This is a genomic window from Variovorax sp. N23 (assembly GCF_025486315.1).
GTDB lineage: Bacteria > Pseudomonadota > Gammaproteobacteria > Burkholderiales > Burkholderiaceae_C > Variovorax.
In genome coordinates, this window is sequence record NZ_JAOOPY010000023.1 from 26,193 (window position 1) to 45,688 (window position 19,496).

General features: G+C 68.5%; 20 protein-coding genes. 11 read left to right on the forward strand and 9 right to left on the reverse strand.

Annotation, left to right across the window (positions count from 1 at the left end; all coding sequences use genetic code 11):
- Positions 1–49: 49 nt before the first annotated feature.
- Genes pcaF through N8A90_RS24220 form a run of 3 tightly spaced genes read right to left on the reverse strand, consistent with a single transcriptional unit; the run spans position 50 to position 2,644 of the window.
- Positions 50–1,258 carry a 3-oxoadipyl-CoA thiolase gene (gene pcaF, locus N8A90_RS24210; RefSeq protein ID WP_262077822.1) on the reverse strand — a complete coding sequence of 403 codons (1,209 nt, stop codon included), beginning with the start codon at positions 1,256–1,258 and terminating at the stop codon, positions 50–52.
- A 25-nt stretch (positions 1,259–1,283) separates the two neighbouring features.
- Entirely contained in the window at positions 1,284–1,946 is a 663-nt protein-coding gene (locus tag N8A90_RS24215; protein ID WP_262077823.1) for a 3-oxoacid CoA-transferase subunit B, read from the reverse strand.
- Positions 1,943–2,644, reverse strand: coding sequence for a 3-oxoacid CoA-transferase subunit A (locus tag N8A90_RS24220; RefSeq protein WP_262077824.1), 702 nt, complete (start codon positions 2,642–2,644; stop codon positions 1,943–1,945). The genes N8A90_RS24215 and N8A90_RS24220 overlap by 4 nt, the downstream gene beginning before the upstream one ends.
- A gap of 119 nt (positions 2,645–2,763) precedes the next feature.
- On the opposite strand from N8A90_RS24220, the gene N8A90_RS24225 reads away from it, so the two are divergent.
- A complete protein-coding gene (locus tag N8A90_RS24225; protein WP_262077825.1) occupies positions 2,764–3,552 on the forward strand; it encodes an IclR family transcriptional regulator C-terminal domain-containing protein in 789 nt (262 codons plus the stop codon).
- A gap of 35 nt (positions 3,553–3,587) precedes the next feature.
- Positions 3,588–4,019, forward strand: coding sequence for a DUF1841 family protein (locus N8A90_RS24230; protein WP_262077826.1), 432 nt, complete (start codon positions 3,588–3,590; stop codon positions 4,017–4,019).
- On the opposite strand, the gene N8A90_RS24235 is transcribed toward N8A90_RS24230, so the two are convergent.
- On the reverse strand, positions 4,006–4,974 hold the full coding sequence (locus tag N8A90_RS24235) for a LysR substrate-binding domain-containing protein (RefSeq protein WP_262077827.1): 969 nt from the start codon (positions 4,972–4,974) through the stop codon (positions 4,006–4,008). The genes N8A90_RS24230 and N8A90_RS24235 overlap by 14 nt on opposite strands.
- A gap of 95 nt (positions 4,975–5,069) precedes the next feature.
- On the opposite strand from N8A90_RS24235, the gene pcaH reads away from it, so the two are divergent.
- Together pcaH and pcaG are read left to right on the forward strand one after the other, a co-directional pair.
- Positions 5,070–5,801 carry a protocatechuate 3,4-dioxygenase subunit beta gene (gene pcaH, locus N8A90_RS24240; RefSeq protein WP_262077828.1) on the forward strand — a complete coding sequence of 244 codons (732 nt, stop codon included), beginning with the start codon at positions 5,070–5,072 and terminating at the stop codon, positions 5,799–5,801.
- 16 nt (positions 5,802–5,817) lie between these two features.
- Positions 5,818–6,423, forward strand: coding sequence for a protocatechuate 3,4-dioxygenase subunit alpha (gene pcaG / locus N8A90_RS24245; RefSeq protein ID WP_262077830.1), 606 nt, complete (start codon positions 5,818–5,820; stop codon positions 6,421–6,423).
- Between the two features lie 70 nt (positions 6,424–6,493).
- Here pcaG and N8A90_RS24250 read toward each other — a convergent pair whose 3' ends face one another.
- Together N8A90_RS24250 and N8A90_RS24255 are read right to left on the reverse strand one after the other, a co-directional pair.
- Positions 6,494–7,906 carry an MFS transporter gene (locus N8A90_RS24250; RefSeq protein ID WP_262077831.1) on the reverse strand — a complete coding sequence of 471 codons (1,413 nt, stop codon included), beginning with the start codon at positions 7,904–7,906 and terminating at the stop codon, positions 6,494–6,496.
- 28 nt (positions 7,907–7,934) lie between these two features.
- Positions 7,935–9,809: a bifunctional sugar phosphate isomerase/epimerase/4-hydroxyphenylpyruvate dioxygenase family protein gene (locus tag N8A90_RS24255; protein ID WP_262077832.1), complete on the reverse strand. Its 1,875-nt coding sequence runs from the start codon at positions 9,807–9,809 to the stop codon at positions 7,935–7,937.
- 139 nt (positions 9,810–9,948) lie between these two features.
- On the opposite strand from N8A90_RS24255, the gene N8A90_RS24260 reads away from it, so the two are divergent.
- Complete coding sequence (locus tag N8A90_RS24260) at positions 9,949–10,728, forward strand: IclR family transcriptional regulator C-terminal domain-containing protein (protein WP_262077833.1); 780 nt, start codon at positions 9,949–9,951, stop codon at positions 10,726–10,728.
- Between the two features lie 19 nt (positions 10,729–10,747).
- Here N8A90_RS24260 and N8A90_RS24265 read toward each other — a convergent pair whose 3' ends face one another.
- The 3 genes from N8A90_RS24265 to N8A90_RS24275 all read right to left on the reverse strand — a co-directional run bounded on the left by N8A90_RS24265 (position 10,748) and on the right by N8A90_RS24275 (position 13,455).
- Positions 10,748–11,581, reverse strand: coding sequence for a shikimate dehydrogenase family protein (locus tag N8A90_RS24265; RefSeq protein ID WP_262077835.1), 834 nt, complete (start codon positions 11,579–11,581; stop codon positions 10,748–10,750).
- A gap of 37 nt (positions 11,582–11,618) precedes the next feature.
- On the reverse strand, positions 11,619–12,533 hold the full coding sequence (locus N8A90_RS24270; RefSeq protein ID WP_262077836.1) for a shikimate dehydrogenase family protein: 915 nt from the start codon (positions 12,531–12,533) through the stop codon (positions 11,619–11,621).
- A 235-nt stretch (positions 12,534–12,768) separates the two neighbouring features.
- Positions 12,769–13,455, reverse strand: a complete 687-nt coding sequence (locus tag N8A90_RS24275; RefSeq protein WP_262077837.1) for a c-type cytochrome — start codon at positions 13,453–13,455, stop codon at positions 12,769–12,771.
- 152 nt (positions 13,456–13,607) lie between these two features.
- Between N8A90_RS24275 and N8A90_RS24280 the strand changes: the two genes are divergently transcribed.
- The 6 genes from N8A90_RS24280 to N8A90_RS24305 all read left to right on the forward strand — a co-directional run bounded on the left by N8A90_RS24280 (position 13,608) and on the right by N8A90_RS24305 (position 19,490).
- Complete coding sequence (locus tag N8A90_RS24280; RefSeq protein WP_262077849.1) at positions 13,608–14,462, forward strand: AAA family ATPase; 855 nt, start codon at positions 13,608–13,610, stop codon at positions 14,460–14,462.
- Between the two features lie 4 nt (positions 14,463–14,466).
- Complete coding sequence (locus N8A90_RS24285) at positions 14,467–14,715, forward strand: hypothetical protein (RefSeq protein WP_262077838.1); 249 nt, start codon at positions 14,467–14,469, stop codon at positions 14,713–14,715.
- A gap of 2 nt (positions 14,716–14,717) precedes the next feature.
- Positions 14,718–15,323 (forward strand): GNAT family N-acetyltransferase, encoded by a 606-nt coding sequence (locus N8A90_RS24290; RefSeq protein ID WP_262077839.1) that lies wholly within the window; start codon positions 14,718–14,720, stop codon positions 15,321–15,323.
- Positions 15,324–15,341: 18 nt separating this feature from the next.
- Complete coding sequence (locus N8A90_RS24295) at positions 15,342–16,529, forward strand: vWA domain-containing protein (protein WP_262077840.1); 1,188 nt, start codon at positions 15,342–15,344, stop codon at positions 16,527–16,529.
- A gap of 117 nt (positions 16,530–16,646) precedes the next feature.
- Positions 16,647–17,537 (forward strand): 2OG-Fe(II) oxygenase, encoded by an 891-nt coding sequence (locus N8A90_RS24300; RefSeq protein WP_262077841.1) that lies wholly within the window; start codon positions 16,647–16,649, stop codon positions 17,535–17,537.
- Positions 17,538–17,606: 69 nt separating this feature from the next.
- On the forward strand, positions 17,607–19,490 hold the full coding sequence (locus N8A90_RS24305) for an autotransporter assembly complex protein TamA (protein ID WP_262077842.1): 1,884 nt from the start codon (positions 17,607–17,609) through the stop codon (positions 19,488–19,490).
- The last annotated feature ends 6 nt before the right edge of the window (positions 19,491–19,496 follow it).

Genomic DNA, 19,496 nt, shown 5'->3' on the forward strand with positions numbered 1-19,496 from the left:
CACTTTCACTTCAAGCGGGCCGCACCGCGGCCCCGGGGAAGAACGCGGCTCAGACGCGCTCGAGGATCAGCGCGATGCCCTGGCCCACGCCGATGCACATCGTGCACAGCGCGTAGCGGCCGCCCTGCTTGTGCAACTGGTTGATGGCGGTGGTCGCGAGGCGCGCACCGCTGGCACCCAGCGGGTGGCCCAGCGCGATCGCGCCGCCGTTGATGTTCACGCGCGCGTCGTCGTCCTTCAGGCCGAGCAGGCGCAGCACCGCGAGGCCCTGGGCCGCGAAGGCTTCGTTGAGTTCGATCACATCCATCTGGTCGATCGTCAGGCCGGTCAGCGCCAGTACCTTCTGCGTGGCGGGCGCCGGGCCGATGCCCATCACGCGCGGTGCCACGCCGGCAGTCGCCATGCCGACCACGCGGGCGCGCGGCGTCAGGCCGTGCCTGGCGGCGCTGGCTTCGTCGGCCAGCAGCAAGGCGCAGGCGCCGTCGTTCACCCCGCTGGCGTTGCCGGCGGTCACGGTGCCATCCGGCCGCACCACGCCCTTGAGCTTGGCGAGCGTCTCCATGCTGGTCTCGCGCGGATGCTCGTCCTTGCTGACGATGATCGCGTCGCCCTTCTTCTGTGGCACGGTCACGGGCACGATCTCGGCGTCGAAGAAGCCGGATTTCTGCGAAGCCACCGCACGCAGTTGCGAATTCAGCGCCATCAAGTCCTGCGCCTCGCGCTCGATCTTGTAGTCGGTGGCCACGTTCTCGGCCGTCTCGGGCATCGAGTCGACGCCGTACTGCGCCTTCATCAGCTTGTTGACGAAGCGCCAGCCGATGGTGGTGTCGTACACCGCGTTGGCGCGGCTGAAGGCCGACTCGGCCTTCGGCATCACGAAGGGCGCGCGGCTCATGCTTTCCACGCCGCCGGCGATCATCAGGCCCGCCTCGCCGGCCTTGATGGCACGCGCGGCCGAACCGACCGCGTCGAGGCCCGAGCCGCACAGGCGGTTGATGGTCGCGCCGCCCAGTTCGAGCGGCAGGCCGGCCAGCAGTGCCGACATGCGCGCCACGTTGCGGTTGTCCTCGCCGGCCTGGTTGGCGCAGCCATAGAGCACGTCGCCCACGGCCTGCCAGTCGACGTTCTTGTTGCGCGCCATCAGCGCCTTGAGCGGGATGGCGCCGAGGTCGTCGGTGCGCACGCTCGACAGCGCGCCGCCATAGCGGCCGAAGGGGGTGCGGATGGCGTCGCAGATGAAGGCTTGCTTGTTGCTCATGTGTCTCTTCCTTGGTGGTGTCGTGTCAGGCGGCGATCGGCAGGCCGATCAGCGTCTCGAGTTCGGCGTGCGTGAGGCCGTCGACCGTGTCGATCAGCTTGAGCCCGTCGGGCGTGCATTCGAGCGTGGCGAGGTCGGAGTAGACGCGCTTGACGCAGCCGATGCCGGTCAGCGGGTAGCTGCATTCCTTGACGATCTTGCTCACGCCGGCCTTGGTCAGCAGGTCCATCATGACCCACGTCTGTTTCGCGCCGATGGCCAGGTCCATCGCGCCGCCGACGGCGGGGATGGCGCCTTCCTCGCCGGTGCTCCAGTTGGCCAGGTCGCCGGTGGCCGACACCTGGAAGGCGCCGAGCACGCAGATGTCGAGGTGGCCGCCGCGCATCATCGCGAAGCTGTCGGCATGGTGGAAGAACGAGCCGCCCGCCAGCAGCGTGACCGGCTGCTTGCCGGCGTTGATGAGGTCGTAGTCCTCGCTGCCCGCGGCGGGCGCCGGGCCCATGCCCAGGATGCCGTTCTCGCTCTGCAGCACGATCTCGCGGCCGGCCGGCAGATGGTTGGCCACCAGCGTGGGCTGGCCGATGCCGAGGTTGACGACGGCGCCGTCGAAGATGTCCTGCGCCACGCGTGCGGCGAGCTGGTCCTTGGTGCGACGCTGGTAGGTTGCGGTCGTGGTGCTCATGGTCATGCTGCCTTCTTGAAACCGCCGGCCTGGGTCGCGACGCGATCGATCTTCACCACGTGCTTCACGAACACGCCGGGGGTGACGATGCTCTCGGGGTCGAGCGCGCCGAGTTCGACGATCTCGTGCACCGTCGCGATGGTCTTCTTCGACGCCATCGCCATCACCGGGCCGAAGTTGCGCGCCGCCATGCGGTACGTCAGGTTGCCCCAGCGGTCGCCCGTCTCGGCCTTGACCAGCGCGACGTCGCCGTAGATCGGGTACTCGAGCACGTAGTGCTTGCCGTTGATCTCGCGCGTCTCGCGGCCCTTGGCCAGCTCGGTGCCGTAGCCGGTCGGGCAGAAGAAGGCGCCGATGCCGGCACCGGCGGCGCGGATGCGCTCGGCCAGGTTGCCCTGGGGCACCAGTTCGAGTTCGAGCTTGCCGCTGCGGTAGAGGCCATCAAAGATCTGGCTGTCGACCTGCCGCGGGAAGCTGCAGATGATCTTGCGCACGCGGCCGGCCTTGAGCAGCGCCGCGAGGCCGCTCTCGCCATTGCCCGCGTTGTTGTTGACGACCGTGAGGTCCCGGGCGCCCTGTTCGATCAGGCCGTCGATGAGCTCGAGGGGAATGCCGGCGGTGCCGAAGCCGCCGATCAGCACGGTGGCGCCGTCCTGGATGCCCGACATGGCGTCGGCGATCGAGGGCGAGATCTTGTCGATCATGGGAATCTGTCTCCGGTGAAGGATGGAGGAACCGGGCCGTGACGCCCGGAGAACACTCTGAATTTGTTCGTATGTCGAACATTTGTTCTTATAATGAATTCTAAACAACAAGGCCATCCATGGCAAACACGAGACAAGAGAAAGAGGCCGCCCCGGCACCGGGCGACAGCTACGTGCAGTCCTTCGCGCGCGGGCTGCAGGTGATCCGCTCCTTCAGCGCCACCGCACCGCGCCAGACGCTCAGCGAAGTCGCGGCCGCGACCGGCCTTACGCGCGCCGGCGCACGGCGCATCCTGCTCACGCTGCAGTCGCTCGGCTATGTCGAGACCGACGGCAAGCGCTTCGGGCTGACGGCCCGCATCCTCGAACTCGGCTTCGCGTATCTGTCGTCGATGCCGATCTGGAACCGCGCCGAGCCGGTGATGGAAGCGCTGGTCGAGCAGGTCAAGGAATCGTGCTCGGCCGCGGTGCTCGACGGCACCGACATCGTCTACGTGCTGCGCGTGCAGACGCACAAGATCATGCGCATCAACCTGGCGGTCGGCACGCGGCTGCCGGCCTACTGCACCTCGCTGGGCCGCATGCTGCTGGCCGACCTCGACGACGCCACGGTGCGCGCGCGGCTCGAGGCGTCGGAGCGCACCGCGCTCACGCGCTACACCGTCACCGACGTCGACACGCTGGTCGCGAAGGTCGCGCAGGCGCGCCGACAGGGCTGGTGCCTGATGAACCAGGAACTGGAAGAAGGCCTCATCTCCATCGCCGCGCCGGTGACCGACCGCAGCGGCCGCACCGTGGCCGCGCTCAACATCAGCGGGCAGGCCAACCGCACCCCCGCGAAGGTGATGCAGGAGACGATGCTGCCCGGCCTGCGCGCCGCCGCCGCGGAGATTTCCCGGCTGCTCTGACGCGCCGCGCGGCCGGTGCTACCCTCGCCCGGATCATGTTCAATCCCACCCAGGAAGAAGTGCGCCGCTTCTTCTGCAATGTCTACGCGAAGCACCGCGACGGCCTGCCGATGGAAGCGCTCGAGACCATCGCCGCCGGCTGGATCGACGCACACCCCGAATACCACCCCGACCTGGCCGATGCCGACGCCGCGGTGAGCCGCGTGTACGACGGCAAGAACGGGCAGGAGAACCCGTTCCTGCACCTATCGATGCACCTGTCGATCAGCGAACAATGCTCCATCGACCAGCCCCGCGGCATCCGCCAGGCGGTCGAGCTGCTGGCAGCGCGCAGCTCGCTGCTCGATGCCCACCACGCCGCGATGGAATGCCTCGGCCGGATGATGTGGGAAGCCCAGCGCGCCGGGCGCCCGCCCGATGGCGAGGCGTATGTCGATTGCGTGCAGCGGCGCGCTACCCGCGACTGACCAGCGCCGCGGCGTGCGCCGACGCGCCTTCGCGCAACAACGCCGCCAGCGTGCGCTGTGCCGCCGAGAGTTCCACCCCGCTGCGCAACAGCAGGCCGACCGGCTCCTCGGTGCCGGCGGTGGCCACGCGCAGCCGCACCAGCGCCCCCGACAGCAGCTCGTCGCGCACCGCACCGGCCGGTGTGAACCACACGGCATCCGAGCGCAGCACCAGCGCCCGCGCCACCGCGAGGTCGAGCGTCTGCGTGTGCGTGGCCGGCAGGCGCAGCCCCAGGCCCGACAGCAGGCTCTCGGTGTGATGCCGGGGAATCGTGCCTTCGCCGTAGACCACCAGCGGGTGCGTCATCACGTCCTGCACCGACAGCGATGCGGCGTGTGCGAGCGGGTGCCCCGGCTGCACGACCACCGCCAGCGGCTCGGCGCACAGCAGCTCGAAGCTCAGGCCCACCATCCGCTGCGGGTCGCTCATGCGGCCGCACACCAGGTCGAGTTCGCCCGCGCGCAGCGCGTCGAACAGCACGGCGTTGACGCCGGTGCGCACCTCGACCTGCAGCGCCGGCATGCGTTCGCGCAGCGCCAGGAGCGCATCGACCAGCAGCGTCGGCGCCACGCTCGGCAGCGCGCCGACGCGCAGGCGCTCGACCCGCTCGCCGGCCCCGGGGTGCAGGGCCAGGGCGCCGGCATCGATTTCCTCCAGCACGCGCAACGCATGGGCCAGCAACTGTTCACCGGCGACGGTGAAGCGCTGGATGCCGCGGCGCCCGGCCTCGCCGCGCTCGACCAGGCGGGTGCCGGCCAGCGCTTCGAGCTCGGCCAGCGTCTTCGACATGGCCGGCTGACTCAGCGACAGGCGCTCGGCGGCGCGCGCGAGATGCCGCTCCTGCGCCACCGCGACCAGGCAGCGGAGATGCCGCAACTGCACGCCACGCACGAAAGGATCGGAAGGCACCTGCATTGAATTACCAACGGTTATGAGAAATCGACAATCGTTCAATTTACATCAATGATGCGCATGAATAGAGTACGGCTTCCCCGACGATGGAGACACCCATGACCCGACCCGCCACCCCCGGCACCGCCCTGCCCACGCTCGACCCGCGCGACTGGAAGAGCCACCCTTCGTACATCTACACCGGCTACAAGTCCACGGCCAAGCGCGGCCCGCTGCAGCCGCTCGTTCCCCTGAAGGCCTCGCTGGGCGAACTGCAGCAGCCGGTGTACGGCCACGGCAGCATCGGCGAGTTCGACCACGACCTCACGCGCAACGCGCGCCGCAACGGCGAGCCGATCGGCGAGCGCATGATCCTCACCGGCCAGGTGCTCGACGAGCGCCGCCGCCCGGTGCGCAACACCCTGATCGAGCTGTGGCAGGCCAATGCCGCCGGCCGCTACGTGCACAAGGTCGACCAGCACGACGCGCCGCTCGACCCGAACTTCCTCGGTGCCGGCCGCTGCCTGACCGACGACGAGGGCCGCTACCGCTTCCTCACCATCAAGCCGGGCGCGTACCCGTGGGGCAACCACCCCAACGCCTGGCGCCCGCAGCACATCCACCTGTCGCTCTTCGGCCAGCACTTCGCGAGCCGGCTGGTGACGCAGATGTACTTCCCCGGCGACCCGCTGCTGCAGTACGACCCGATGGTCACCGGCACGCCCGAGAAGTACCGCAACCGCCTGATCGCCGACTTCAGCCTCGACATCACCGAGCCCGATTTCGCGCTGGGCTACGAGTTCGACATCGTGCTGCGCGGCGCCGACGAGACGCCCTTCGAAAACCGCTGAAGCAGGAGACCCCACCATGATGAGCGCACAGGAAACCAACTTCGGCCAGACCCCGTCGCAGACGGTCGGCCCCTACTTCGCCTACGGTCTCACGGCCACGCAGTACGGCTACGCCTTCGACCAGCCCTTCGATGCGAGCGTCGCGCTGGACGACGCCGTAGGCGAACGCATCCGGCTCGAAGGCCGCGTGCTCGATGGCGACGGCAACACGATCTTCGACGCGCTGGTCGAGATCAGCCAGCCCGACGGCGAAGGCCGCTACCCCGCTTCCGTGGACGATGCGCAGACCCGCGGCTTCCGCGGCTTCGGCCGCTGCGGCACCGGCACCGACCCGAAGCACCGGTTCGTGTTCCACACCGTCAAGCCCGGCGCCGAGGCCCCCGGCGAGGCGCCGCACATCAATGTCATCGTGACCATGCGTGGCCTGCTGGTGCATGCCTTCAGCCGCATCTACTTCAGCGACGAGGCCGCCGCCAACGCCGAAGACGCGGTGCTGCAGAGCGTGCCGGCCGCGCGACGCCAGACGCTGATCGCCCAGCGCGTCGAGCAGGACGGTGCGGTGCTCTACCGCTTCGACATCCACATGCAGGGCACGGCCGAGACGGTGTTCTTCGACGTCTGAGGATCCCGCTCCAGGCAAAAAGGGGGCGCACCGTGCGGTGCGCCCCCTTTTTTTCATATGGGTTGCAGGATCAGGCCGCAGCGCGTGTCAGCCGGCCCTGGTCCATCGTCTGCTGGCGCAGGCGCTCGTATTCCTGCGCCGGTACGGGCACCGCGTCGACGTTGCCCAGGTCCTTCATCTGCACGCGGTAGGTCTCGCGCGCGGTGTAGGCCGCGATGGCCGCGATGGCGCAGATGGCCAGCGTGATCGAACCGACGATCAGCGGGATGTTCGCCGCACCGGGCGGTGCGACGGCGACGAACAGCGCCGGCAGCAAGGCGGTGATGGCGGTGCCGACGTTCTGCGAGATGGCCATGCCCGAGACGCGCGTGCGGGTCGGGAACATCTCGGGATAGAAGCTCGGGAACACCGCGTTGTAGCCCTGGTAGACCACGCCCCACATCAGCAGCGACATGCCGATCGCCATCGGCACGTGGTGGATGCTGATCGCATACAGGTAGCCGAAGGACAGCAGCCCCGAGCCCAGCGCGCCGACCATGATCGGCAGGCGGCGGCCCAGCTTGTCGGACAGGTTGCCGACGTAGGGGATCACGATCACGGCCAGGATGTTGCCCATGACCGGGATCCAGAGGTAGACGTCCTTCTCGAAGCCGATGCCGTAGCCGGGCTGCACCGCATAGGCCGCGCCGAAGATGGTGGCGACCACCGGGATCACGTTCATCAGCGAGCAGCACAGCACCCGCAGCATGTCGCCCCAGCTCTCGGTCACGGCCTGGATCACCGGCGCCTTGGGCACCTTGCCGCTCTGGCCGACCTCGGCGAAAGCCGGCGTCTCGTCGACTTCGCGGCGGATGATCCAGCCCGCGACGATCACCAGGAAACTCAGCAGGAACGGAATGCGCCAGCCCCAGGTGTTGAAGTCGTCCGCGGGCATGTAGTGCGCGAGCGGCAGGAACACCGCCGCCGCCAGGATCTGGCCGGCCTGCACGCCCTGCAGCGTGAAGCTGGCGAAGAAGCCACGCCGGCCGAAGGGCGCATGCTCGAGGATCATCGAACTGGCGCCGGAGATCTCGCCGGCCACCGCGAAGCCCTGGATCAGGCGCATCAGCACCAGCAGCGCCGGCGCCCACAGGCCGACCTGGTCGTAGGTCGGCAGCAGGCCCACGGCCACGGTCGAGAAGCCCATCAGGAACATGCAGACCAGCAGCACGTGCTTGCGGCCGTGCGTGTCGCCCCAGTGGCCGAGCACGATGGCGCCGATCGGCCGCGCCACGTAGCCCACGCCGTAGGTCGCGAGCGACGCGATGATCGCGATCTGCGGGTCGCCCTTCGGAAAGAAGATCTGCGGAAAGATCAGCGCCGCGGCGGTGGCGTAGATGAAGAAGTCGTAGTACTCCAGGGCCGAGCCGATCCAGCCGCTGGCTGTGGCCTTCCGGGACTGGTGCTTGCCTTGCGGCTCGCCGGCTAAATGGGTGCTGCTCATGGTTGTCTCCTTGTCGGTGATCGGGTTGTCATGACTGGGCCTGTGATGCCATGCGTGCGGGCGCGTTGATCGCGCCATACGCGTCGTAGTGGTCGACGCGCTGCACCACCTCGAAGAACAGGCCGTTCTCGAAGCTCTCGGTGTAGATGTGCAGGTAGTCGCCCGCCGGCGAGCGGTCGAACAGCACGCCAGCGGCGCGCATGCGTGCGATCAGCCCGTCGTCGAGGTCCATGCGCGTGGCGAGGTCGTCATGGTAGTTGCCGGAGATCGGCACGAAGGCCACGCCGTTGGCACGCAGCCGCGCCACGCTCGCGAAGATATCGTCGCAGCGCAACGCGATGTGATGCACCGCCCCGCCGCCGCTCCTGCGCAGGGTGCGCGCGGTGCGCGTGCGCTGGCTCAGCGACACGTTGAGCACCAGACGCACGCTGCGGTCCGCATTGGCGACACCGCGGCTGCGGATGAGGCCGAAGGGGTCGGCCAGCTCGAGGCTTTCGCCAGGTTCGAGCCCGAGCACCGCGCGCGAGAACAGCACCCAGGTGTCGAGCTGGTCGATGTCCAGGCCCAGCGCCACGTGGTCGATCGCCCGAAGGCCCGCCTCCGAGGCGCCGGGCCCGGCGTCGTCGAGCACGAAGTCCGCGGCGTAGAGGCCATCGCGGCCCAGCGCGCTCGCCACGAAGTGCATCAGGTTGCCGCCCGGCGCCACGATCGCCGGCACCCGCAGTTCGCCGGGGCCGACCGGGCTGTGGTGCGGCTGCGAGCGCATCGCGACCGCGCGCTCGGCGGCGGCCTCGGGGTCGTCCGTGCGCAGGCCGAGCGCGCAGACCGACGCGCCGTGCGCCTCGAAGCGCTCGCGCGCAAAGGAATCGGGCTGCGCGTTGACGATCAGGTGCACGTCGCCCTGGCGGTACAGCACCACCGCCTTGGAGCGGTGCCGGCCGACGCGACGAAAGCCCAACTGCTGCAGCAGCGCGCCGAGCGACACGGCGGCCGCCTCGTCGACCGCGAACTCGATGAACGAAATGCCCGAAAGGTCCGGCAGCGGCGGCGGGCTGAACAACGCGACCGGGGCGGGCCACGCATCGTCCATGCGCTCGCGCACCCGGCTCTCGAGGTACAGCAGCGAGCGCATCGCATCGACCGCGGTGCGCCGGTTGGGCGTCTCGCGGAACACGTCGTTGAAGATCTCCAGCGACAGCGGGCCGGTGTAGCCGGCGCGCAGCGTCTTCTCGAGAAAGGTCACGACATCGAAATCGCCCTGCCCCGGAAACGAGCGGTGGTGCCGCGCCCACTGCAGCACGTCCATCGCCAGCAGCGGCGCGTCGGCCATCTGCAGGAAGAAGATCTTCTCGCCGGGGATGTCGGCGATGCCGGCCGGGTCGTCCTTCAGCGAGAGCGTGTGGAAGCTGTCGAGGATCAGGCCCAGGTTCGGGTGGTCGGCACGGCGCACGATGTCCCAGGCCTGGCCGTAGCGCGAGGTGTAGCGGCCCCAGGCCAGCGCCTCGAAGCCGACGCGCAGGCCACGCTGCGCCGCGCGCTCGGCCAGCGCATGCAGCTGCGCCGCGGCGAGCGCCGGGTCGTCGATGGCCAGCGACGAGGTGTTCGAGCAGCACAGCATCAGCCGCGCGCCCATGGCCTGCATCAGGTCGAACTTGCGCTCGGCGCGTTCCAGGCTGCGGCGGAACTGCGGCTCCGGCATCGCCTCGAAATCCCGGAAGGGCTGGTACAGGTCGATCGACAGGCCAAGGTCGCGGGCGATCGCGCCCAGCGCGGCGGCGGAACCGTTGAACTGGATGAAGTCGTTCTCGAACAGCTCGAAGCCGTCGAAGCCGGCCGCTGCGATGGCTTCGAGCTTCTGGCGCAGCGTCCCGCTGAGCGACACCGTGGCGATCGAACGGTGCATGGTCAGTCGTGGCGGCGGGTGGTCATGGGCCGACTGTAGGAATGCCGCGCGGCCAGGACAACGGCCCGGCGCCCGAGGGCGATCGATGATCGACCGCATGCGATCAGAATACGCACGAAACTCGGGTTACACCTAGGCCATGACACACACCGACACCGCCGCCCCCATCGACCGCAAGCTGCTCATCGAAGGGCTGGGCAAGGGGCTGCGCGTGATCGAGGCCTTCACCGACGAGCGCACGCGCCTGACCGCCACCGAGGCCGGCGAGCATGCCGGCCTGACGCGCACCGCCGCCCGCCGCTACCTGCTGAGCCTGGTGCACTACGGCTATGCCGCGACCGACGGCAAGTACTACTGGCTGCTGCCGCGCGTGCTGCGGCTGGGGCAGGCCTACCTCGAAGGCGCGCGGGTGCCGCGGCTGGTGCATCCGTACATCCAGCGGGCCTCGATGCAGTGCGGCGAGACGCTCAACGTCGGCGTCCTGGACGGCCACGAGGTGGTGTATCTGGCCCGCAGCAATGCGCCGCGCATGGTGTCGATCGGCTTCCACCCCGGTGCGCGCGTGCCGGCGCATGTGGTGTCGCAGGGCTTCGTGCTGCTGTCGACCTTCGACGACGCGGCGCTCGACGTGTGGATCGCCGAGCACGACTTCGCCAGTTTCACCGGCGCGGCGCCGGTCGATGCGGCGCGCTTCCGAGAGAGCGTGCTGGCGGCGCGGCAGCTCGACCACTGGCAGGCCGAGCAGCACCTCAACGTCGGCCTCAGCGGCCTGGCCGTCGCGCTGAAGGACCGCAAGGGCCGCTGCCAGTACGCGCTGAGCGTGACCGTGCAGCGGCAGGTCTACCCGGACGACGCTCTATGCAAGAAGCTGCTGCCGGTGCTGCGCGAGGTGGCCGAGGCGATGCGCGCGATCATCTAGCGCCGTTCAGCAGCGCCGTTCAATAGCGCAGTTGTGCGACGGCGCGCAGGTCGTCCGGCGACGCGGTGCCGAAGCCGAAAAACTCGAGGTAGGCCGGGATCATCTCGAACAGCATGTCGGTGCCGACCTGCACCGCGCAGCCCTTGGCCTTGGCCGCCTGCAGCAGCGGCGTGTATTCCGACTTCATCACCACCTCGCCGACGAATGTGTCGGGGCCGATGCGGTCGATGTCGAAGGGCAGCGGGTCGCCCGCCTTCATGCCCAGCGGCGTGGCGTTGACGACTACGTCGAAACCGGCCGGGTCGTTCGAGCCGGTGCGCACGGTCAGCGCCGGGTAGTGTTCGCGCAGCCGGCCGGCCAGGGCCTGCGCCGAGGCGTCGCTGACGTCGAACAGCGCGATCTCGGCCGCACCCGCCGCCGCGATGGATGCCGCGATGGCCGAGCCCACGCCGCCCGTGCCCGACACCAGCACGCGCGTGCCCTTGAACAGCCGGCCCTTGCGCTCCACGCCGCGCACGAAGCCCGCGCCGTCGAACTGGTCGCCCCGCAGCGTGCCGTCGGGCCGCAGCAGGATGGCGTTGCAGGCACCGGCGATGCGCGCCGTGGGGGTGACCTCGTCCATCAGCGCCACGGTCGCGATCTTGTGCGGCATGGTGACGAGCGCGCCGCGGATGTTGGTCAGTTGGAACAGCGAGGCCAGCACCGAGGCATACACGTCGGGCTTGACGCCCATCGGCACCACCACCGCGTCGATGCCCTGCCGGTCGAACCAGGGGTTGTAGATCATCGGCGCCTTGAAGGCTTCGGTGGGGTAGCCCAGGTGGGCGATGAGGGTGGTCTTGCCGGAAATCATGGAATGGGTCGGTACGAAGGAAAGTCGGAGCCCCGCCTCAGGGCGCGCGGTAGCGCAGCGGCTGCCGGATCTCGGCATGCATGGCGGGCGGGTAGATGTGTGCGCGCAGGAAGTCGGCGTCCTTGCTCAGGGCGCGCGCCACCTGCTCGTAGCCGAAGTAGCGCAGGTAGTGCGGCATCTGCTGGATCAGCATCTCGAAGCCCGCCTGCGCATTCAGGCCCCGTGCGCGCGCCGCCTGCACCAGCGGCGTGGGCTGGCCGCGCAGCAGGATGTCGAACACGGCGGCATGGCGCTCCATGCGCGCGACATCGACCGGCAGCGCATCGCCCTCGTTCAGGCCGAGCGGCGTCGCGTTGATGACCAGGTCGTACCCCTCGGGCGCGTTGCTGTCGACGGCCACCACGTCGGCATCGAAGAAGGCGTCGAGCTTGGCCGCCACGCCGGCCGCTTTGCCGGCCGAGGTGTCGAACAAGGCCAGGTGCGCCGCCCCGTTGACCTCGCCGCCTTCGACCAGCGCCACGCCGGCCGCGGCGGCGCTCACGCCCGCGCCCAGCATCAGCACGCGCTTGCCGCGAAACGGGATGCGGTAGTGGTCGAGCGCACCGATCAGCCCCTCGCCGTCGAACAGGTCGCCCTCGAGCCGGTCGTCGTCCGTGCGGCGCACCACGTTGACCGAGCCCGCCACGCGGCCGATCAGGCCGCAGCCGTCCAGCAGGTCGAGCACCAGCGGCTTGTGCGGCGGCGCGATCAGCATCCCACGCACGTTGCGGGCCAGGAAGGCCGAGGCGAAGAACACCGCGAAGTCGCGGCGTGGCACCTGCATCGGCAGCAGCACCGCATCGATGTCGAAGCGCTCGAACACGGCATTGAACATCCACGGCAGGCGCACGTTGCGCACCGGATCGCCCGGCAGGAGGTAGGCCTGGGTGTTGCCGCTGATGGTGGAGGTCATGGATCGTCTCGTCGAAGGATCATCGGCCGCTGCGCGGTCGCAGGCGGAACTGTAGGCCGGCGTGCGGCCCGGAGTCGAGGCGTTGAGCACTCGACGCGATCGATCATCGCGCGCATTCGGTCGCTGATCGGCCAGTTCCAGGGTTTCTCCTGCACGCCGTGCGCGAGCGGACCAGAAACGACAAAGCCCGCACGGGGCGGGCTTTGCACATTGGGACGGTCAGAGAAGCTGCGGCTTACTTGGTGGCCATGTGGAAGCGCGATTCAGGCACCGTCTTCACTTCGCCGGGCAGCGAGCTGATGTAGCCCGCCAGTTCCTTCAGTTCGGCATTGGTGAACTTCTTGGCCTGCCCGCCCATCACGCCGTTCGAGCGGCCGAGCTGGGCGTGGTTCTCGACCTTGTACGACTTGAGCGCGACGAACAAGTAGTCGGCGTGCTGGCCGGCCAGCTTGGCGACGGTGCCGTCGTTCGGCGTGTTGAAGTTCGCGCCGTGGCAGGTGGTGCAGGCGTTGGCCTTGTCGCGCGTGATGAGCGCCTGGACGCGTTCGCTCGGCTGCTTGGCCGGGGTGGCAGGCGGTGCGTCGCCTTCCTTCACGCCGAGCTGCGCGTAGTAGGCGGCGAGGTCGGCCATGTCCTGGTCGCTGAGCGAGTCGGCGATGGCGCGCATCGTCGGGTGCTTGCGGTCGCCGGCCTTGTAGGCGGCCAGCGCGGAACGGATGTAGGTGGCGCTCTGCCCCGCGATCTTCGGGACCTTGTGGATCTCGGGGAAGCTGGCCTGGTAGCCGATGATGCCGTGGCACCCCACGCACATGGCCGTTTTCTTGGCGCCGTTTTCAACGCTGCCCGTCACGTTCTGGGCCTGGACGGAGACCGTCACGCAAGCGACAGCGAGGGCAAACATCGTGGTCAACAACTTGTTCATTTTGCGCGCACAATCTCGTGGAGGAACAGTTTTTTAGATCAACATTTGATTATATGCGGGGGGTTCTTCGCAGCCCCCGTGCCTCGGCGACACCGCCGTGTGGCCACGCCGATCAAATGCACCGATTCACCCACTCCCGCGCGATGCCATCCATGAAATTCAAGGGCTCCGACAACTACGTTGCCACCCAGGACCTGATGCTCGCGGTCAACGCGTCCATCACGCTGACCCGCCCCCTGCTCGTCAAGGGCGAACCGGGCACCGGCAAGACGATGCTGGCCGAAGAAGTGGCCGCCGCGCTGGGCCTGCCGCTGCTGCAGTGGCACATCAAGTCGACCACCAAGGCGCAGCAGGGCCTGTATGAATACGACGCGGTGAGCCGGCTGCGCGATTCGCAGCTCACGGATGTCGATGGCGGCGAACGCGTCAAGAACATCCACAACTACATCGTGAAGGGCGTGCTGTGGCAGGCCTTCACCGCCGACCAGCCGGTGGCGCTGCTGATCGACGAGATCGACAAGGCCGACATCGAATTTCCGAACGACCTGCTGCGCGAGATCGACCGCATGGAGTTCTACTGCTACGAGACACGCGAGCTCATCCGCGCCAAGCACCGGCCGGTGGTCTTCATCACCTCGAACAACGAGAAGGAACTGCCCGACGCCTTTCTGCGCCGCTGCTTCTTCCACTACATCAAGTTCCCCGATGCGGACACGATGAAGAGCATCGTCGCGGTGCACTTCCCCACGCTCAAGCAGGACCTGCTCGCCGCGGCGATGAAGACCTTCTACGACGTGCGCAACCTGCCGGGCCTGAAGAAGAAGCCCTCGACCTCCGAGCTGCTCGACTGGCTCAAGCTGCTGGTCGCGGAAGACATCCCGCTCGAAGCGCTGCAGAGCAAGGACGACAAGGTGGCAGTGCCGCCACTGGTCGGCGCGCTGCTCAAGAACGAACAGGACGTCACCTTGTTCGAGAAGCTGGTCTTCATGCAGCGCAACAACCGCTGATCGCATGAAGGAAATCACGCCGCATCCGCCGCGCCAGTTGCTGCTGCTCGGCATCGCCCAGGCGCTGGGCTTCGTGGTCGGGGCATTGCTCGGCCGCTGGCTCGGCACCGCGCTGGGCTTCGATGCCTTCGGCCCCAACGGCTACGACGGCCCGGCCATGCTGGGCATCGCACTCATCGGGCTGGGCGGCGGCGGCGGCGTGCAGCTGGGCCGGGCCTGGTACCGGCGCAAATACGGAGACCCGAGAGTCTGAGCATGGCATTCGTCGAACCCACCACCTTGTCGGCCCGCGGCCTGGCACTCATCCCCCTCTCGCTCGACCATGAAGCCGGCCTGCGCGCCGCGGCCGCCGACGGCGCGCTCTGGCAGTTGCGCGTGACCTCGGTGCCCGAGCCCGAGCAGACCCGCAGCTACATCGAAGCCGCCCTGCAGATGCGCGAAGGCGGCAGCCGCTTCGCCTTCGCCGTGACCGAGGAAGCGACCGGCACGGTGCTGGGCAGCACCAGCTTCCACGACATCCTGCCGGACGTGAAGCGCTTGGAGATCGGCTACACCTGGTACGCCAGGCGCTGCCAGCGCACCCATGTCAACACCACCTGCAAGCTGCTGATGCTCACCCACGCCTTCGAGGCGCTGGGCTGCCGCACCGTGGGCTGGCGCACCGACAACTACAACTTCGCGTCGCAGCGCGCCATCGAGCGCCTGGGCGCCAGGAAGGACGGCGTGATCCGCGGCCATGCCCTGCGGCGCGACGGCACGACGCGCGACACGGTCATGTACAGCCTCACTGCCGGCGAATGGCCCGAGGTGAAGGCGCACCTGCTCTACCTGCTCGACAAGCCGCGCCCTGCCGAGCGCTGATCCACGGAGGGCCGACGCATGCTGATCGATTTCTTCTACACGCTGCGCTCGGCCAAGCTGCCGGTGTCGGTCAAGGAGTTCCTCACCTTGCTGGAGGCGCTGCAGGCCGACGTCGTCGGGCCGAACTCCGACGGTGCCTACAGCCTGGACGACTTCTACTACCTGAGCCGCACCGCCCTGGTGAAGGACGAGAAGCACTTCGACAAGTTCGACCGCGCCTTCGCCGGTTACTTCAAGGGCGTCGACATGCTGACCGACTTCACCAAGGAAGTCCCGCTCGACTGGCTGCGCAAGACGCTGGAACGCGAGTTCTCCGCCGAGGAGAAGGCCAAGATCGAGAAGATGGGCTGGGACGAGCTCATGGACACGCTCAAGAAGCGCTTCGAGGAGCAGAAGGAACGCCACGAGGGTGGCAACAAGTGGATCGGCACCGGCGGCACCTCGCCCTTCGGCCACGGCGGCTACAACCCGCAGGGCGTGCGCATCGGCGGAGCCGGCAAGAACAAGAGCGCGGTGAAGGTGTGGGACCAGCGTGCCTACAAGGACTACGACGACGGGCAGGAGCTCGGCACGCGCAACATCAAGGTCGCGCTGCGTCGGCTGCGCAAGTTCGCGCGCGAAGGCCATGAAGAAGAGCTGGACCTCGACGAGACGATCAGCAAGACCGCCGCCAACGCCGGCTACCTCGACATCAAGATGCGGCCCGAGCGCCACAACAACGTCAAGGTGCTGCTGCTGATGGACGTGGGCGGCACGATGGACGAGCACATCCAGCGCGTCGAGGAATTGTTCTCGGCGGTCAAGACCGAGTTCAAGCACCTGGAGTTCTATTACTTCCACAACTGCGTCTATGACTTCATGTGGAAGAACAACCGGCGCCGCTACTCCGAGAAGTTCGCGACCTGGGACATCCTGCGCAAGTACAACAAGGACTACAAGCTCATCTTCGTCGGCGACGCGACCATGAGCCCCTACGAGATCCTGCAGCCGGGCGGCAGCGTCGAATACAACAACGAGGAAGCCGGTGCCGAATGGCTGCAGCGCCTGACGCACACCTTCCCGAAGTTCGCCTGGATCAACCCCGAGCCGCAGGGCGTGTGGCAGTACCGCCAGAGCATCGCGGTCATCCAGCAGATGATGTCCAACCGCATGTACCCGCTGACCCTCAAGGGCCTCGAAGACGCCATGCGGATGCTGTCGAAATAACGGCACCCGCAAACGCGGTAAAAAGCCCTCGCCGTTTGAGTGCTTTTTGTTACAGTGTGGTGACGGCTTCACGGGGCGAGCGCTTCTCCCGGTGGTTGCCCATCGAGACCCAGCACCATGCCTGCCCTCGCATCCGCCCTGCGCGACCCCGCTCCCCTGGGCCTCGTCCGAACCCGGCGGGCGGACTGCGTCACCCTCCGCGGCACGACGCTGCTGCTGGACGAACTGGTCGATCCGGCCTTCTTCACCCCCGAGGCGCGCCAGCGCCTGCGCGCACAGCTCACCGGCGCGGCCCCCTTCCCGCATCTGGTGGTCGACGGCCTCTTCAACCCGCAGTTGCTGACGCTGGTGCTCGAGGAGTTCGACACGCACCACAGCACCGGCTGGTACGACGTGCAGAGCAGCTACGAGCGCACACGCCGCTCGGTGCTCGGCGCCACGCTCGGCCCGGCCACGCAACTCTATTTCGACCTGGTCAATTCCGGCTGGTTCACCACCTGGCTGTCCGACGTGACCGGCACGCCCTACCTCATCCCCGACCCGCTTCGCCACGGTGGCGGGCTGCACGAAAGCCGCACCGGCGGCAGCTTCGCCGTGCACCGCGACTTCGACCGCCATCCGCACACCGGCCTGAAGAACGAGATGGTGTTCATCACCTACCTCAACCGCAACTGGCAGCCCGAATGGGGCTCGGCGCTCGAGTTGTGGGACGCCAAGAAAGGCCAGTGCGTCACCACCGTGCAGCCCGAGTTCGGCCGCACCTTGCTGCTGCCGCATGGCCCCAAGAGCTTCCACGGGCACCCCGTCCCGCTGCAGGCACCCGACGGGCGGCCACGCCGCTCGGTGGCCACGTACTTCTACACGGGCACGCCGGTGCCGGAGCAGGACCTGGATCGCTCGATCTCCATCTTCATCCAGCCGCGCCGCATCGACGCCGCCAAGGCGCTGCTGCGCCAGTGGGTGCCGCCGATCCTCTGGAGCTTCGCCAAGAAGGTCGCGCGCCGCTGAACCGAAGATGCGCCGCTGTCCGACGCGGGGCGCTCCGGGGCACGCCGGAACTGCTGTCAGAATGCAGCGATGCTCAGGGTGGCTCCCCTTCAAACGCCGGCGTCATGGCCGGCGTTGCTTTTTGCAATCGTCCTTCTGCTGCAGGGATGCAGCCTGCTGCCGAAGAAGGACGCGGGTACCGAGGACGGCCGGCAGCCGGTGGCCGCCGACGCCCCCTCGACCGGTGATGCCTTCACGCTGGAGGTGCGCGGCCCCGACGCGGTGCGCGACTATCTGGCGCTGCACCTCGAGATCCAGCGCTACAGCAAGATTCCCGACCTGGGCGCGACCGAGCTGTCGCGGCTCATGGTCGCGGCCGAGGCCAATGCGCGCGAACTGCTCGGCACGCTGGGCTACTTCACGCCCACGCTCACGCTCGAACTGAACGAGACGCCCGGCGCCAAGGCGCCGCGTCAGGTCGTGGTGACCGTCGACCCCGGTCCGCCCACGCGCATCGGTGCCGTGGACATCGGCTTTCGCGGCGCCATCGCGGACGACCCGGCCGCCGCCGCCCAGCGCGAGGCGATCCGCGCGGCCTGGACGCTGCGCACCGGCCAGCTCTTCACGCAGCAGGCCTGGGACAACGCCAAGACCGTCGGCCTGCGCAGCCTGACGGCCAAGCGCTATGCCACCGGCAGCGTCGCCACCAGCCGCACCGAGATCGATGCCGACAAGAGCGAGGCGAAGCTGGGCGTCAACTACGACTCGGGCCCGGCCTACCGCTTCGGCCCGCTCGACGTGCGCGGCGTGCAGCGCTACAGCGCCGACGGTACGCGCCGCATCGCCCGCGTGCCCACCGGCGCCGACTACGACCAGCAGAAGCTGCTCGACGCGCAGCAGCGCCTGGCCAGCAGCGGCTACTACGACTCGGTCTTCCTCACGCTCGACACCAACGTCACCGACCCGCAGGCCGCGCCCGTGATCGCGCAGGTGCGCGAGGCGCCGCTGCAGAAGGTCGTGGCGGGCGTGGGCTTCACCACCGACAGCGGCCCGCGCGTGTCGCTGGACCATGTGCACAACCAGATGCCGCTGCTCGGCTGGCGCGCGGTGTCGAAGCTGTCGATCGACCAGAAGACCCAGTCGCTGGGCACCGACTGGAACGGCATCCCCGACGACACCGGCTGGCGCTGGTTCGGCTCGGGCCTGCTCAAGCACGAAACCGCCGGCACCTACGACACCGACAGCGGCCGCGTGCGCGCCGGCCGCGGCCGCACGGGCGACCGCATCGAGCGCAGCCTGTTCCTGCAGTACGACTACGCGACCAACCAGGGGAGCGGCGCGCCACCGTCGGCCTCGGCCCTCAGCGCCAACTGGGGCTGGACCGGCCGCTACTTCGACGACAACACCACGCCGACGCGCGGCCAGGGCCTGTCGCTCGAATTGGGCCTGGGCCAGACACTGATCGGCGAGCGCGCGCCGTTCATCCGCAGCTACATCCGCTGGCTCGGCATCCTGCCCATCGGCACGGTGCAGGGCACCGATGGCGGTGCGGCGCGCAGCAGCCGCCTGCAGTTCCGCGCCGAAAGCGGCGCCGTCATCGCCCGCGACAACGCGCAGATCCCGACCACGCTGCTGTTCCTCACCGGTGGCGACACCACGGTGCGCGGCTACAGCTACCGGCAGATCGGCACCGAGCGCAGCGACGGCGCCATCGTGGCCGGCCGCTACCTCGGTGTCGGCAGCGTGGAATGGCAGCGACCGATCGTCTGGAACGGCAAGCTCAGCGACTTCGAGAGCGCCGTCTTCGTCGACGCCGGCTCGGTGGCCGACAAGTTCGGCGAACTCAAGGCCAAGGTCGGCACCGGCGTGGGCGTGCGCTGGCGCAGCCCCGTCGGCCCGGTGCAGGCCGACGTCGCCTACGGCGTCGACACGAAGAAGTACCGGCTGCATCTGCGGCTGGGCTTCAGCTTCTAGGCACGA